Source organism: Micromonospora chokoriensis (assembly GCF_000718555.1).
Lineage (GTDB): Bacteria > Actinomycetota > Actinomycetes > Mycobacteriales > Micromonosporaceae > Micromonospora > Micromonospora chokoriensis_B.
Genome location: NZ_JOAN01000029.1, coordinates 87,244 through 103,274, shown reverse-complemented (window position 1 = coordinate 103,274; position 16,031 = coordinate 87,244). Strand labels below are relative to the sequence as shown.

Here is a 16,031-nt window from a genome sequence, read left to right as displayed (position 1 = left end):
GGGTGGGGGGGTGGGGGGTGGGTTAGATGACGGAGTGCGTCACGACCGCCGTGTAGTCACCGACCACCACTGCGGACGGAATCGTCACCACCAGCGTGGGGTCCCAGGTGGCGGAGTTCGGGCCACCGGCCTGGCCGGACCACCCGGCGGCCGTACGCGGGGTGTTCAGCACCGCCCCGGGCTGCGGGAGGAAGGATCCGACGCCGGTGGTGGCGAGGGCCGCCCCGGAGGCGTACGTGATGTTGCTGTTGGGGATGGTCTCGCCACCCGTGCCGGAACCCGTGGTGAAGCTCGTGCTGGAGACGACGGTGACCCAGTTTCCGGAGAACGGCCCACGGTCGTCGGTGACGGTCACCGGGCCGAGTCGGCCCGAGACGCCGGTCGTACCCGAGGTGACCGTGCCGAGTGCGGAGATCGCCGGGACGGTGATGGAGAGCCCACCGAGCGGGGTGATGACCAGATCGACCGGTCGGGTCGCGGACTGGTTGAACGAGTCGGTCACCCGCACGGTGAACGGGAACGTCCCGGACACCGTGGGCGTGCCGGAGAGTAGACCGGTGACCGGGTCGAGGGTCAGCCCGGCGGGCAGGCTCCCGGCGCTGACCGACCAGGCGAACGGACCCGTGCCACCGGTCACCGTCAGCTGGTACTGGTACGGGTCGTACGCCTTGCCGGGCGGGGGCGGTGCGAAGGTAAGTGTCGGTGGGGCGTTGACCGTCACCGATGCGGAGGGCGCCGACTGTGGGCCGGTCCCGGCGGCGTTCGTCGCGGCCACCCGGAAGGTGTAGGTGGCGCCGGCGGTCAGCCCGGTGACGATCTGGGTCGTGGCGGTCCCGCTGAAGACCTGGGGAGTCTGTGCCACGGCACCGAGATACGGCGTCACTGTGTAACCGGTGATCGGCGAACCCCCGTTGGCCGGGGCGGTCCAGCTCACCGCGGCGGCGTTGGTCCCCGCGGTGGCTGAGGTGATCGTCGGCGCCCCCGGAAGGGTGTACGGCACCACCGCCGCCGAGGGCGGGCTGGCCGCGCCGGTCCCGAACGTGTTCACCGCCGCCACCCGGAAGGTGTACGAGGCCCCGGCGGTCAGCCCGGTCAGGGTGCGGCTGGTGGTGGAGGCGTCGAAGGTGAGGGTCGGTTGGGTGACGCCGTCGCGGATCGGGGTGATCAGGTAGCTGGTGATCGGGCTGCCGTTGTTCGCCGGCGCGGTCCAGCTCACGGTGGCGCTTGTGACGCCCGCGACCGCGGTCGGCGTGGTCGGGGTGCCCGGCGTGGACGCGTAGACGTAGGTCGCCGACCCGGCGGAGCCTCTGGTGACGACGCTGACGGTGACCGTCGCCGGGCTGGACCGGGCCGGCATGGAGGAGATGCCGAGCGTGCCGTCCGGGTTCACGGTGAAGCAGCCGGCGGCCGGGCCGGAGGTGCACGGCACCAGCAGCACCGACGTGCCGGCCTGCTGCTCGGCGGCCGTACCGATGGTGATCGCTGTGGCTCCGGTGAGGTTGTTGCCGCCGACGGTGACCGCGATCCCCCCGGAGATCGAGCTCAGAGCCGGGGTGACGGTGACGCCGCTGGGTGCGGTGGCCGGCACGACGGGGGTGGTGGCTGTGGACAAACCCGGGTTCGCGTCGATCGACGACGAGGTCGCCACCGTCGTGGTCTGGATCAGTGTCGGCGTCACCCCGGTGCCGGTGACTGTCGCGACGACGGTGATCGGCGGCAGCGAGGTGCCGCCGGCGAACGGACCGTTGCTGTTGGTGCAGGTGATGCTCTGCCCGGACGGTGCGGCGCAGACCCAGCCGGAGCCGTACGCGGCGCGCGGCACGACACCGGCGGGCACGGTCTGGGTGACCGAGATCGGCGACGTCTCGGCGGCCCCGGCGTCGACCCCCGCGGTGATCGAGTAGGTGACCGGGTCACCGGGTTGCGGGGTGGACCCGACCGCGCTGGTCTGGGACACGTTCAGGTCCGGCACCGGGTTGAAGCTGACCGCGCGGGCGTTGTCGACCTCGTGGAAGTCGGTGACCGAGCCGGTCGAGCCCACCCAGCCGAAGGCGAGTTGCCGTGGGTAGCCGTTGGCGCTCAGCCAGGTCGGCGACGGGTACAGGCTGGGCGACACCACCGGGAGGCTGCCGGCCAGGGTTCGTGCCGCGCCGCCGACCGGGGTGAACCTGACCCGGTACTCCCCGGCCGGAACGGTGATTCCGGTGTCGGTGGTGAACGGCGACGAGGTGGTGTTGGCGACCACCTCGACCGGCACCACGGAGGCGGGGCGGGTGGCGGCCCGCAACGCCAGCGCGGCCGACGACGTGTTGGTGGCGGTGCTGTTGATCGCGCAGTAGCCGACCCCGTTGCGGCCTGGCCCACGGATCACCACCTGGCCGGGGACCCGTGTGTTGTTGGTCGAGATGTAAGGCGGATTCGTGCAACCGGTGCCCTGGTAGAGGCTGTTGCTGAAGTTGCCGAAGACATCGAGCCCGATGCCCAGGTAGCCGTTGGACAGACCCACCGAGCCACCATTGAACGCCGCCGAGTAGCCCAGCGAGCCGCCCGGCTGGCCGAGGGTGGACGGGGGTCTCGGGTTGGCCGGGTCGACGGCGGCCAGCACGAAGGCGAGGCCGTCCGCCCCCGGGTTGATGCCGCCGTACTGGTAGGTGTTGAAGGTGACGTGCAGCCCCTGGGAGGTGGGCACGCTCACCGCGCCGAACACCCCACCCTGCCGGGTGATGGCGGCGGGGGTGAGGCGCAGCTTGCCGGAGCCCTGCGGGTCGGTGGAGGTGGTGCAACTGAGCAGCGGGCCGGTGGTCGAGTTGCCCGCCGCGCTCAGGCAGGCGGCGTTGGTGGCGAGGAGGCCGGGCACGGCCGGCACCGCCACGGCGCCGATGCCGTTCGCGGTGTTGTTGTGGAACGGCTGGTCGAACAGGACGGACCCGGCCGCCGACGCCGGACGTGGTGCGACCGCGAGAGCGCCCACGGTCACCGCCACCATCAGCGCCGCGATGCTGGCCGGACGATGCCTGCCCCAGAACGACATGCCAACTCCCAGCTTCCACTCCAGTACCGATCTGGAATATATCCTCCCAAAACACCCATAATTCCCATACAGGGGTAAAGCTCATTCAATGCTGGACCGCGCGCAAAGGCGGACCGACCTCCTCGGTCACGCCGAGGAGGTCGGTCCGCTGGAGGCTGGAAGCGCTCAGCCCTCGATGTCCCGGGGGTCACGACTGCGGGGGTAGGTGTTCTTCTCCCCGATCGTGCCGTCCTGCTTCTTGATCACGTGCTCGACGCCGCGGTCGGCCGCCATCTCGCGGCCCTGGGCCTGCGCGTCGGCCTTCACGTCATGCGTACTGGAGGCCCGCTCGTGGCCCTCCGGCTTGTTCTTCCACTGCCCGTCCTCGTGGTACGTGTCGACGTCACCCTTGACCATGGCCGACTCCTCCCTGCGTCTGAACTGTCTCCTGAACCAGTGCCCTGAGCCGCGCTGGGCAAACCGAAGTCCTCAGGAGACGGCCGGGCAGTTGTTGCTCACCCGCCGGAGGATCTGCTCGCGTTCGTCGGTGGTGATGCCCGACGGGACACCGTCGAAGTGGGTCTCGACCTTGTCCCAGCCACGCCGCTGCTCGTAGTGCAGGTGCGGCGCGCCGGAGTTGCCGGTGCTGCCCAGCCGCCCGATCTGCTCACCCTGGGCGACCTTCTGACCGACCGTGACCAGGGGCGGTTCGAGCATGTGCAGGTACTGCGTCTCCCACTTGCCGCCGTGGTCGATCTTCACCCAGTAACCGCCGCCACGCCCCCGTGGGCCCTCCGGGTTCTCCGGGGTGCGGCCACCCAGCGACCCGTTGATGCCCGCCACGGTGACCGTGCCGGCGTACGACGCGAGCACTGGCCGCCCCCACGTCTCGCCCTCGATCGGGAAGAAGTCGACGTCGTAGTCGTCGTGACCGGGGTAGGTGCTGAGCTGCCACGTCTCGCCACAGGAGACCGGCATCTGGAAGAGCGGGCGCGGCCCGGCCGGTCGCAGCATCGGCACCGCGACAAATGCCACGCCGAGAACGGCCGCCACCGCGACGAGCGCGAGGACGACGCGGATGGCACGGCGTCGGGGGCGGCGGTGGGAGCGGGCGGGGGTGGGGCGGCCGGTCGTCACCGGCCCGAGCATGGCAGATGCCGACAACACCTCGGCTTCCGGCCGCACCCCGCAGCGGTGACATTGCAGTCGCATCGCAAACGAGATACCGTCAGATGCAATGCAGTTGTATTGCAACGAGAGTGGGCTGCCATGCACGTGATCGCGTTGTCCGAGGTGACCGCCGACATGACCGACCTGGTCGGTGGCAAGGCGGCCGGGCTGGGCGAGCTGATCCGGCACGGCGAGCAGGTCCCCGACGGGTTCTGCGTCACCACCGAGGCGCACCGGCTGGGCGTCATCCCCACGGTCGAGGTCGTCGCCGCGTACGAGCGGCTCGGGGCGGGCCCAGTGGCGGTGCGCTCCAGCGCCACCGCCGAGGACCTGCCGGACGCGAGCTTCGCCGGGCAGCAGGACAGCGTCCTCAACGTCACGGGCACCGCCGAGCTGATCACCGCCATCGAAAAGTGCTGGGACTCGCTGCACGGCGACCGCGCGACCGCCTACCGCGAGGCCCGCCAGATCGATCATCAGGCGGTGCGGATGGCCGTCGTCGTGCAGCGCATGGTCACCCCCACCGTGGCGGGGGTGCTGTTCACCGCGAACCCGCTGACCGGGCGTCGCGACGAGATGGCGGTCGACGCCGCTGTGGGCCTGGGCACGACGGTGGTGGACGGCGCCGCGACAGTCGACCACTACGTCCTCAACGACGCCACAGCCGTCGACCACTACGTGCTCGACGATGTCACACGCGACGACGCCGGATGCCTGACGTCCGCACAGCTGGCCCGCCTACGCGCCGTCGGCGAGCGGTTGCAGGCCCAGTTCGGCTGCCCGCAGGACGTCGAGTGGGCGATCGACGCGGACGACCGCCTGTGGCTCCTGCAGTCCCGGCCCATCACCAGTCTGTTCCCCCTCCCACCGCCCAGCGGGAAGCCCCTCCCCCGCGTCTACCTGGAGTTCGGGCACGTCCAGGGCATGCTGCAACCGGTCACCCCGATGGGCATGTCCACCCTGCGGACGCAGATCGCCGCGATGCTCGCCGCGCTCGGCGTACGGGTCGAGATCGTCGACATCGGCGGCCGCCTCTACGGCGACCTGACCGACCTCGCCCGCGACCGGTCGTCGCGCAAGCGCCTGGTGAAGCTCCTCGCGGTCGATTTCGGGCCACGCGCCCAGGCGGTGATGCAGCACGTGCTGGCGGACCCCCGGTTCGCCCCGGCCAGCGGCGACACCAGGCGCGGCGGGGCGCAGGGGGCCGCGTCGCTGCGGACGGCCCGCCGCGCGGTGGTGGGGATCCTGCGGGCCCTGGCCCGTCCCGAGACCGCGCGGATCCGGATGTTCGAGGCGATCGAGCAGATCAGAGTACGGTCAGCCGCCCCCGCCGACCTGCGTACCGCCGCCGACCGGCTGCGCTTCGTGCAGGCGCAGGAGGCCGACGACAGCGCCGACGCGATCATGTGGCCGATCGTCGCGGGGATGCTCGCCGCCGCGCTGCCGACAGCCCTACTCAAGGGCGTCGCCGGCCCGGACGAGATCCACGCCGTGCTGGGCGGCATGCCGCACAACGTCACCATCGAGATGGACCTGGCCCTGTGGCGGCTCGCCCAGGGCGCGGGCGAGCACCGTCAACTCCTCCTCGACACCCCGCCGGCCGAGTTGGCCGAGCGCCACCTGCGCGGGACGCTGCCCGAGATCGGCATGGCGGCCTTCCTGGACGTCTACGGTCACCGGGGCGTCGCCGAGGTCGACCTCGGGGTGCCGCGCTGGGCGGAGGACCCCACGCCGGTCTTCGCCGCGGTCGCCAACTACCTGCGGGTCACCGATCCGCGGCAGGGCCCGGACCAGCGCTTCCAGCGGGCCGCGTCGGCGGCGGAGACCGCGTTGCGGGAGCTGACCACGCGAGCCCGCCGCCGGCGGCCGGTGCGGGGCAGGGTGGCCGGTTTCCTGCTGCGCCGGGCACGGTCGTTGGCCGGTCTGCGCGAGGCCGGCAAGTTCGCCGGGCTGTACCCGCTGCGCGAGACGCGCCGCCAACTGCTGCTCATCGGCGCCGACCTGCACGGCTCCGGGTTGCTGGAGCAGCCCGACGACGTCATGTTCCTGACCCTCGACGAGGTGCACACCGCCGTACACCAGGGTGTTGATCTGCGCGGCACCGTCACCGCCCGACGGGCGGTGCATCGCCGGGAGCTGCGGCGTCGGACGGTGCCGGTGGCGCTGCTCTCCGACGGCACGGACGTCGAGACCGTCCTGCCGGCGGCGCCGGCCGGCGACGGGACCATGGCCGGCGTGGGTGCGTCGGCGGGCCGGGTGACCGGCCCCGCCCGGGTGGTGCACGACCCGGGCACCGCCCACGTCGAGCCCGGCGACGTCCTGGTGGCCGCGACCACGGACCCCGGCTGGACCCCGCTGTTCCTCACCGCGGCGGCACTGATCACCGAGACCGGCGCGGTCATGGCGCACGGCCCGACGGTGGCGCGGGAGTACGGCATTCCCGCAGTCATCTGCGTGCCGGACGCCACCCGGATCATCTCCACCGGGCAACTCGTCACGGTGGACGGCGGCGCCGGAACCATCACGCTGCACTGACCGTCGCCCCCGACCAAGAAGGACGACCATGACCGACACGAAGACGTCGACCCGCGCTCGGGTGGGCCCGCTGCTGCGTCGTGCTGCCGAGGCCGAGGCCGCGATGTGGCGCAGCCTGTACGTGTGGGCGCGGCGTCGCCCACTGCCGCTGGGGCCCGGCGACGAGCCGTTCGGCTACCTCGGCGTCGTCAAGCCGATCCTCGGCATCTTCATCGGCCTCTCCGCCGTGGAGATCCCGATCTTCGATGTCGTCGTCACCCACGTGGTGCCGTGGCGGCCCGCCCGCTGGATCGTGCTGGGCCTCGGCATCTGGGGTCTGCTCTGGATGATCGGCCTGTACGCCAGCATGACCATCCATCCCCACGTCGTCGGGGACCGTGGTCTGCGGGTACGCCTCAGCTCGGGCATCGACATCTGGATCCCGTGGACGGACGTCGAGGCCCTGCGCAAGCGCTACCGCTCGCTGCCGTCGAGCAGGTCGGTGCAGGTCGAGCAGGAGGGCGATCGTCGGGTGGTGTCCATCGCGGTCGGCAGTCAGACGAGCATCGACGTCCTGCTGCGCCGTCCGCTGAGCTTCGACCTGCCCAAGGGTGGGTCCGCGCCGACGAACGAGCTGCGACTGTACGCCGATGACCCGGACGGCCTGCTGCGCAGCGCGCGGGGCACCCCCGCCGACACCGTCAGCCGGTAGCCCGCCGCCGCTGGCGGGGTGACCGGGTCACCCACTGTGAAACGATCGAGGCCATGCCCAAGAAGGTCGATCACCAGGAGCGCCGCACCTCCATCGCGGACGCGCTGATGCGGGTCGCCGCGGACCAGGGCCTGGAGGCCGTGAGCCTGCGTCACGTGGCGGCCGAGGCCGGCGTGTCCGCCGGAATGGTCCAGCACTACTTCCGGACCAAGGACGAGATGATGACGTTCGCGTTGAGCGTGGTGCGCGAACGCAGCCAGATCCGGGTCACCGAGGCGGTGGCGCGGCTGGGCGAGAACCCGCCGCCCCGGCTGCTGCTGCGGACCATGCTCGCCGCGCTGCTGCCGTTGGACGACAGCACCCGCGACGACGGCCGGGTGGCGCTCGCGTTCCTCGCCTACACGGCGGTGCGTCCGTCGGCCGCGCCCGGCCTGCACGAGGACACCGCGCAGTTCATCGGGTTCATCGCCAGCGTCCTGCCCGACGGCCGGGGTGCCGCCGCCGCGGCCGGTCTGCTGGCGCTGATGGAGGGGCTCGGTGTCTACCTGCTGGGCGGGCAGTACACCGCCGAACAGGCGCTGGGCGCGCTCGATGCCCACCTCGACCTGCTCTTCGGCTGATCTTCGCCAAGGCGCGGTCGACAGTGACGACGAGTGATTTGTCAGCGACGCGCCGAGCGGGAACGCTGTTGATCATGCAAGCAGACCCTAGCCCGGCAGAGGCCTCCGTCTACCGGCCACACTTCCGCCGCTTCCGGCACGCCACCATGCTCCTGGTCGCGGTCGGGGCGCTCGTCCAGATCGCGTTGAGCGCCTACTACCTCGCCATCGGCCACGCGCCGGCCCCGCACGACCTGCCGGTCGCGGTTGTCGCGCCGGCACAACAGCAGGAGGCCCTCCGGCAGCAGATCGAGCAGGGCGGCAGCTTCTCGGTCACGTTCGTCGACGACGCGGCCGCGATCCGGTCCGGGATCCTCCGCAAGGACGCCTACGGCGGCCTGGACCTCACCGGCGAGAAACCACACCTGTACGTGGCCAGCGCCGCCGGCACGGCCGCGGCAAACGTCATCCGGACCACTTTCGACAGCGTCATCGACCACCAGGTGGCCCAGAAGGTCGAGGCGGCGAAGGCCTCGGGACAACCCGTCGCCATCGACGTCGTCGACCAGTTGACCGCACCGACGATCACGACCGACGTCGCCCCACTGCCCGCGTCCGACAGCGGCGGGGGATCCGTCGGCCTGCTCATCCAGGCTCTGGCACTGGGTGCCACCGTGGCCGCGCTCGGCCTCGGGCGGCTGGTGAGCAAGGGTGGCCGTTCGCTGCTGCGCGGCGTCAGCCACGTCGCCATGATGGTGCTCTACTCGATCGTGTCCGCAGCCGTCGTACTGATGGTCGCCGGCTGGTTCGGCGTCCCCGCCGCGGGCTCGAAATGGTCGCTGTTCCTCAGCTTCCTGCTGGTCTCGCTGGCCATCACCGGGTCGACGGCCGCGTTCGTGTCTCTGATCGGGCCACCCGGCGCTCTCGTCGGCACGCTCTACTTCGCGCTGGGCGTCATCATCTCCGGGTCGAGCATCCTGCCGGAGTTCCTGCCCGCCGCCGGTCGCGCCTTCGGTCAGGCGTTGCCCACCGGCGCCGGAGTCACCGCCATCCGCGACAGCCTCTACTTCCCGGACGCGCCGGTCGGCGGCGCGCTGACCGTGTTGGGTCTCTACGCCGGCATCGGCCTGCTCGCCGTCCTCGTCATCAACACCGTCTGGTCGGGCGAGGGCCCGGCCAACGCCGAAGCAGCCGCAGACGCCTGACGACGGCAACCGCGAGGGGCCACCTCCCAGCTTCGGGAGGTGGCCCCTCGCGGCGTCGGGGTCAGTGCTCGGCCCGGCGAATCGGGCCGACGGTCAGGTGAGCGGGGACGGCGACTCGGCGCCGGGGATCACCAGCGTCGGCGTGCCGGCCCCGTCCGCCGGGACGCTCCAGACGTCGGGCTGGCCGTCGTCCCTGCGCAGCGTGTAGGCAAGTCTTCCGCTGTCCAGCCACGCGGCCTGGTCGTCGACGCTGCGGGTCTCGGCGGTCGCGGTGACCCGCATGGTCACCAGGTCGAGGACCGACAATCGCCAGCCCTTCGCCGGGTCGGCGTCGAGCGCCTCCTTGAACGCGAGCCGGGTTCCGTCCGGTGACAGCGACGGGCACTCGACGTTCTCCTTCAGCGTCTCGACCGTCCGGGCCGCGAGGTCGCCCCGGACGAGGTACCTCTTCCCCCCGGTCGACATGGTCGCGTAGAAGCGGTTGTCGTCAGCGGTGAAGGTGACGCCCCAGTAGTTGACGTCCGGGTTGCGGTGGCCGCGGCCGTCCTTCGTGATCGCGAACTCTTCGAGCGACGCCACCGTGGCGCCGGTGCGGGTGTCGAGGATCCCGGTACGGGTCGAGAAGCCACTGGACGTGTACGAGTCGCCACCGACGAACGTCGTCCAGGAGACCATCCGGCCGGAGGCCGAGACCCGGGCCCGGTTCGGCAGACCCGGCACGCTGACCGCCCGGGTCTGGCGCAGCGCCGCGTCGAGCACGACAACCTGGTACGACCAGGCGGTCTCCGGCTTCAGACAGACCCCGGTGCCGGCCGCCGCGTACACCCGCAGGCATTCCAGCTCGGCGACCGTGCGCGGCCCGGCGGGGTCGGTCGTGGCGACGGTGGAGACGTGCCGGTCGGTGATCGCCAGCAGGCGCGGCCCGGAGGTCAGGGTGACCGCCTGCTCGCCGCCGGTGGGCGGCGGCGTCCGGGGAGCCTGCGCGGCCGTGGCGGCGTAGCCGGTCGCCACCGCGGCCAACAGCACGGCCGAGGCGACCACCACGGCGAGCTTCGCTCGGGTCGACAGCGCAGTCATCGGGGCACCTTCCGGGTGGTGGGTCGGGACGGGGAGGCCAGCAGGAACAGCGTGCCGACCAGGACGCTGGCGACGGCCACGGCCGCCGCGCGGATCGCGTTCTCCGGCCCCCACGCCTGCCAGGCGAGACCGAACAGGACGGAGGAGACGAGGTACGCGAGGGCCTGCCCGGTCTGCACCAACGCGATTCCGGTGGTCCGCAGGCGCACCGGCAGGACCGGGCCAGCGAGCGCGATGAGCACGCCGTCGGTTGCCGCGTAGAAGACGCCGTAGAGCGTCAGCGTCAGGGCGACCAGCGGCCACCCGCCGACCGGGCCGGCCAGCAGCAGGTACGTCGCGCCGAGGGCGGTGTAGCCGCCGAGCACCACTGGCAGTCGACCGATCCGGTCGGCGAGGACGCCGAGCGGGGCGGCGAGCAGCAGGTAGGCCAGGCTGGTCCCCACCGCGAGCAGCGGGAACCAGCGCAGACCGAGGTCCACCCGGCGTTGCAGCAGCAGGTAGACGAAGCCGTCGCCGATGGTGGCCAGCCCGAGCAGCGCGGCGGCCAGCACCAACCGCCGGGCGGGCCCGCTGCGCAGCAGGCCGAACGCCTCGCCGACGGAGACCTTCGGGTCGTCCGGCCGGTCCACCGCCTCGCCGGGTGACCGCTCCCGGACGAAGAGCACGAGCACGACCACGGCCAGGGCCGCGATGCAGAAGCTGGTGACGAAGACCGCGTCGTACGACTGACCGACGACCAGCAGGACCGCGAACGCGGCGAGCGGCCCGAGGAACGCGCCGACGCTGTCCATCGCCCGGTGCACCCCGAACGCCCGACCCAGCGCCTCGGGTGGGGTGGAGAGGGTGATCAGCGCGTCGCGCGGCGCGCTCCGCACACCCTTGCCGAGCCGGTCGACGGCGATGACGGCACCGATCGCCGGTATCGAGCGGCCGGCGAGCAGCAGGCCGAGCTTCGCGACCGCCGAGAGTGTGTACCCGATGCCGGCGATCAGTTTGCGCCGCCGGAACCGGTCGGCGGCGAAGCCACCGACGACTCGCAGCAGCGCGGTGGCGCCAGTGTGGACGCCGTCGAGCACGCCGAACGCCACCGGGCTCAGGTGCAGGCCCAGCACCAGGTAGAGCGGCAGCACCGCGGCCACCATCTCGGCCGACACGTCGGTGATCAGACTGACCGTGCCGAGCGCGACGACGTTGCCGCTGACCAACGCGAAGCGGCGGCGCGGCCCCGGTTCGGCTGAGTCGGCGACCGGCCGGGAGACGGTCGACAGGTACACGAGCATCTCCTCGGATCGACGGCTGACGGTCAGCCATCGTCCGTACTCAGTGGAGCAGGCACAACGGACCGGGCGTGGCATCCGGGCGAGGCGCTGGTGAACGGACCCCCAACACCGAGGTGTTCGTCTGGCGGGACGCAGTGTTCACCCGCCCGACGCCCGCCGGCTCATCGACCTTCCTACGTTCCTTGCGCTCTTCCCACGAGGTAAGGAGTCCTGGATGGACATTCGTTTCCCCCGTCCGTCGGTGACGCTGGGGGTGGTCGCGGTGATCGTCGCCGCGACCGCCGCCGTCGTCGTCACCGGCGCTGGCGCGGCGTCGGCGGCGAGCGTGACGTTCACGCCGGTCGCCGACACCTACGTCCAGAGCGACACGGCCGCCACCAACTACGGCACGTCCACGCAGGTCGTGGTCGACAACTCGCCGGTGCGGCGCTCGTTCCTGCGCTTCACCGTGAGCGGTGTCAGCGGCACGGTGACCAGCGCCAAGCTGCGGCTGCGCACGATCAGCGGCAACAGCGGCAGCGACGCCGGCGGCACGTTCCGCCGGATGTCCAACACGACCTGGTCGGAGACCGGCACCACCTGGAACAACCAGCCGACCATCGACGGGGCCACGCTCGGCACGATCGGCGCGGTCAGCGGCAACACCTGGTACGAGCTGGACGTCACGGCCGCGGTCACCGGCAACGGCACGTACAGCTTCGGTGCCACCTCGACCAGCGGTGACGGCGCCTACTACGACACCCGCGAGAGTGGCGCGGACGCGCCGCAGCTGGTGGTCACCACCGGCACCACCACGCCGCCCCCGTCGGGGGACCCGGTGTTCGTCGGCGCCGGCGACATCGCCGACTCGGGCTCCGGCGACAGCGCCACCGCGACGCTGCTCGACAACACCCCGGGGACGGTCTTCACCACCGGCGACAACGTCTACGACAGCGGCACCGCGTCGCAGTTCGCCAGCTACTACGAGCCCACCTGGGGTCGGCACAAGTCCCGTACCCGCCCGTCGCCGGGCAACCACGACTACAACACCTCGGGCGCGACCGGCTACTACAACTACTTCGGTACGACGGCCGGCCCGAGCGGTCGCGGCTACTACTCATTCGACCTCGGCAACTGGCACATCGTGTCGCTGAACTCGAACATCAGCATGTCGGCCGGCTCGACGCAGGAGCAGTGGCTGCGTGCGGACCTGGCGGCCAGCAGCAAGCCGTGCACGCTCGCGTACTGGCACCACCCGCTCTTCACGTCCAGCTCCAACCACGCGCCGTCAACGTCGACGCGTCCGCTGTACCAGGCGCTCTACGACTACAACGCGGACGTCGTGGTGTGGGGCCACAACCACGTGTACGAGCGGTTCGCCCCGATGAACCCGGCCGGTGGCGCCGACTCCAGTCGGGGTATGCGCAGCTTCGTCGCCGGCATGGGCGGTGCCGGTCACTACAGCTTCGGCACCATCCAGCCAAACAGCGAGGCGCGCAACAGCTCGGCGTGGGGCCTGCTGAAGTTCACCCTGCACGCCAACAGCTACGACTGGCAGTTCGTACCAGTAGCCGGCCAGACCTACACAGACACCGGCACCGGCAACTGCCACTGAACGACGCGTGGCCCCTGACCGCTCTGCGGTCAGGGGCCACGCTGCCTAAACGTCGAGCGTCAGCGGGCCGTGCCGGCGCGACGCTTGTTGTAGACGTCGAAGGCGACCGCGACCAGCAGGACGAGGCCCTTCACCACCGACTGGGTCGACTGGTCGATGCCCATCAGCTGCATGCCGTTGCTCATCACCGCCATGATCAGACCGCCGACCATCGCGCCCACCACGGTGCCCACACCACCGGTGACCGCCGCGCCGCCGATGAAGGCCGCGGCGATCGCGTCCAGCTCGAACATGTTGCCGGCGGCGGGCTGGGCACCGTTCGACCGCGACGAGTAGATGACGCCGGCCACCGCCGCCAGGAAGCCCATGTTGACGAACATCCAGAAGTTGACGGTGCGGACCTTCACCCCGGACAGCGCCGCCGCCGACAGGTTGCCGCCGATCGCGTAGACCTGACGACCGAAGACGGTACGCCGGGTGAGCAGGCCGTAGACCAGCACCAGGAACGCCAGGATGATCAGCACGATCGGCAGCCCTCGGGCGTGCGCCAACTGCCAGGCGAAGTACATGAGGACCGCGCCGACCAGCACGACCCGCGCGACGAACAGCGGGAACGACTCGACGGGCTGCTGGTAGCGGATGCGCGCCACGCGAGTGCGGAAGCCGCTGACCGCGTACCCGGCCACGGCGATGGCACCGATCAGCAACGTGAAGGCGTCAAAGCCGTTGCCGCCGAGCAGGCCGTTGAGGAAGCCCGCCGCGACCTGCTGGTACTCGGACGGGAACGGCGACAACGAGATGTTGTCGAGCACCCGCAGGGTGAGACCCCGGAAGAGCAGCATGCCGGCCAGGGTCACAATGAAGGCCGGAATGCCGGCGTACGCCACCCAGAACCCGTGCCAGGCGCCGACCGCGACGCCGACGACCAGCGCGGCCACGATGCCGACCCACCAGGGGTGCCCCTGCTGGATGACCAGGACCGCGGAGACCGCGCCGGTCAGCGCGACGACCGATCCGACCGACAGGTCGATGTGACCACCGATGATCAGGATGACCATCCCGATGGCGAGGACCAGGATGTACGAGTACTGGAGGACGATGTTGGTGATGTTGCCGGGGCTCAGCAACACGCCGTCGGTCAGGACCGCGAAGAGCGCGACGATGACGACCAGGGCGACGTAGATCCCACTCTGCCGCAGGTTGTTCAACACCAGCGCCCGCAGGTCGCTCGTCCCGCTGTGCAGGGCGGCGGCGGGTGTGCTGTCCGGGGGCGTCGGGCGCTCCGTCGAAGGGGTCTTGATGCTGGTCATCCGACGAGCTCCTTGTCCTTGGTCATCAGCTCCATGAGGCTCTCCTGAGTCGCCTCGGCCACCGGCATCTCGCCGGTGATCCGGCCGGCGGCGAGGGTGTAGATGCGGTCGCACATTCCGAGCAGCTCCGGCAGCTCGGAGGAGATGACGATCACCGCCTTACCGGCGGCCACCAACCGGTTGATGATCGTGTAGATCTCGTACTTGGCGCCGACGTCGATCCCCCGGGTGGGTTCGTCGAGGATCAGCACATCCGGGTCGGTGAAGAGCCACTTCGACAGCACGACCTTCTGCTGGTTACCGCCGGAGAGCTTGCCGACCACCGCCATGACGCTGGGCGTCCGGATGTTCATCTCCTTGCGGCTCGACTCGGCAACCTTGATCTCCTCGTTGCCGTTCACCCAGCCCAGCCGGGACAGCCGGTCCAACGCGGCGGCCGACACGTTGCGCCGCACGTCGTCGATGAGGTTGAGGCCGTAGCGCTTGCGGTCCTCGGTGACGTAGGCGATGCCGTTGTCGATCGCCTCCGCGACGGTGCGCGCCTGCACCTCCCGCCCGTGAACGAAGAGGCGGCCCTGGATGTCACGCCCGTAGGACCGACCGAACACGCTCATGGCCAGCTCGGTCCGCCCGGCTCCCATGAGGCCCGCGATGCCGACGACCTCACCGGCGCGGACGGACAGGCTGACGCCCTCGACGACCATCCGGTCCTGCACCGGGTGCCGCGCCGTCCAGTCCTCGATGCGCAGGACCTCGTCGCCGGGGGACGACTCGCGGTCGGGGTAGAAGCTGTCCAGGTCGCGGCCGACCATGCCCCGGATGATCCGCTGCTGGCTGACGTCGTCGGCCCTCATGTCGAGGGTCTCCACCGCACGCCCGTCGCGGATGACCGTGGTCGAGTCGGCGATCGCGGTGATCTCGTTGAGCTTGTGCGAGATCATGATGCAGGTGATGCCCTGCTCCTTGAGCGCCCGCAACAGGTCGAGCAGGTGCGCCGAGTCGATGTCGTTGAGCGCGGCGGTCGGCTCGTCCAAGATGAGCAGGCGAACCTTCTTCGAGAGCGCCTTGGCGATCTCCACCAGCTGCTGCTTGCCGACGCCGAGCTGGATGACCGGGGTGACCGGGTTCTCGTGTAGCCCGACGGACGCCAGCAGCTTCCCCGCTTCGGCGTTGGCCAGGTTCCAGTCGATGAGCCCGCTGCGGCCGCGCCGCTCGTTGCCGAGGAAGATGTTCTCCGCGATCGACAGGTACGGCACCAGGGCGAGCTCCTGGTGGATGATGACGATGCCGTTGGCCTCGCTGTCGCGGATGCCACGGAACTGCATCGGCTTGCCGTCGAAGAGGATCTCGCCGTCGTACGAGCCGGACGGGTAGACGCCGGACAGCACCTTCATCAGGGTGGACTTGCCGGCGCCGTTTTCACCGCAGATGGCGTGAATCTCCCCGCGGCGCACTGCGAGGGTGACGTCCTCCAGCGCGGTCACGCCGGGGAAGGTCTTGGTGATGCGACGCATCTCGAGGATGGTGTCGTCCATGGTCACTGTCCTCCGTCAGGTCTGG

Annotated in this window: 12 protein-coding genes; 5 read left to right on the top strand and 7 right to left on the bottom strand. The window is 70.9% G+C overall.

All coding sequences use genetic code 11. The annotated features are described in order from the left end of the window. Positions 1-22: 22 nt before the first annotated feature. The 3 genes from IF46_RS0129465 to IF46_RS0129455 form a co-directional block, all read right to left on the bottom strand. The gene (locus IF46_RS0129465; RefSeq protein WP_030491669.1) at positions 23-3,031 is read right to left on the bottom strand and encodes a fibronectin type III domain-containing protein; all 3,009 of its coding nucleotides are present in this window, start codon (positions 3,029-3,031) and stop codon (positions 23-25) included. 165 nt (positions 3,032-3,196) lie between these two features. Beyond that, positions 3,197-3,427 (bottom strand): DUF2188 domain-containing protein, encoded by a 231-nt coding sequence (locus tag IF46_RS0129460; protein WP_030491668.1) that lies wholly within the window; start codon positions 3,425-3,427, stop codon positions 3,197-3,199. A 72-nt stretch (positions 3,428-3,499) separates the two neighbouring features. Then, positions 3,500-4,159, bottom strand: a complete 660-nt coding sequence (locus tag IF46_RS0129455) for a M23 family metallopeptidase (RefSeq protein ID WP_030491667.1) — start codon at positions 4,157-4,159, stop codon at positions 3,500-3,502. A gap of 120 nt (positions 4,160-4,279) precedes the next feature. On the opposite strand from IF46_RS0129455, the gene IF46_RS0129450 reads away from it, so the two are divergent. From IF46_RS0129450 to IF46_RS0129435, 4 genes are all read left to right on the top strand, one after another. Then, positions 4,280-6,715 (top strand): PEP/pyruvate-binding domain-containing protein, encoded by a 2,436-nt coding sequence (locus IF46_RS0129450; protein ID WP_030491666.1) that lies wholly within the window; start codon positions 4,280-4,282, stop codon positions 6,713-6,715. A gap of 28 nt (positions 6,716-6,743) precedes the next feature. Continuing rightward, complete coding sequence (locus tag IF46_RS0129445) at positions 6,744-7,406, top strand: hypothetical protein (RefSeq protein ID WP_051724257.1); 663 nt, start codon at positions 6,744-6,746, stop codon at positions 7,404-7,406. Positions 7,407-7,459: 53 nt separating this feature from the next. Further along, positions 7,460-8,026, top strand: a complete 567-nt coding sequence (locus tag IF46_RS0129440) for a TetR/AcrR family transcriptional regulator (RefSeq protein WP_030491664.1) — start codon at positions 7,460-7,462, stop codon at positions 8,024-8,026. Positions 8,027-8,100: 74 nt separating this feature from the next. Next, positions 8,101-9,210, top strand: a complete 1,110-nt coding sequence (locus IF46_RS0129435; RefSeq protein ID WP_157563631.1) for an ABC transporter permease — start codon at positions 8,101-8,103, stop codon at positions 9,208-9,210. A 93-nt stretch (positions 9,211-9,303) separates the two neighbouring features. Here the strand turns inward: IF46_RS0129435 and IF46_RS0129430 are convergent, their stop codons facing one another. Together IF46_RS0129430 and IF46_RS0129425 are read right to left on the bottom strand one after the other, a co-directional pair. Next, a complete protein-coding gene (locus IF46_RS0129430) occupies positions 9,304-10,287 on the bottom strand; it encodes a TolB family protein (RefSeq protein ID WP_030491662.1) in 984 nt (327 codons plus the stop codon). Next, complete coding sequence (locus tag IF46_RS0129425) at positions 10,284-11,561, bottom strand: MFS transporter (protein WP_030491661.1); 1,278 nt, start codon at positions 11,559-11,561, stop codon at positions 10,284-10,286. Before IF46_RS0129425 ends, IF46_RS0129430 begins: the two co-directional genes overlap by 4 nt. A gap of 220 nt (positions 11,562-11,781) precedes the next feature. Between IF46_RS0129425 and IF46_RS0129420 the strand changes: the two genes are divergently transcribed. After that, complete coding sequence (locus tag IF46_RS0129420; protein ID WP_030491660.1) at positions 11,782-13,161, top strand: DUF7594 domain-containing protein; 1,380 nt, start codon at positions 11,782-11,784, stop codon at positions 13,159-13,161. A gap of 59 nt (positions 13,162-13,220) precedes the next feature. On the opposite strand, the gene mmsB is transcribed toward IF46_RS0129420, so the two are convergent. Both mmsB and mmsA read right to left on the bottom strand, forming a co-directional pair. After that, complete coding sequence (gene mmsB, locus IF46_RS0129415; protein ID WP_030491659.1) at positions 13,221-14,471, bottom strand: multiple monosaccharide ABC transporter permease; 1,251 nt, start codon at positions 14,469-14,471, stop codon at positions 13,221-13,223. After that, on the bottom strand, positions 14,468-16,006 hold the full coding sequence (mmsA, locus tag IF46_RS0129410) for a multiple monosaccharide ABC transporter ATP-binding protein (protein ID WP_030491658.1): 1,539 nt from the start codon (positions 16,004-16,006) through the stop codon (positions 14,468-14,470). Before mmsA ends, mmsB begins: the two co-directional genes overlap by 4 nt. Positions 16,007-16,031: the final 25 nt, after the last annotated feature.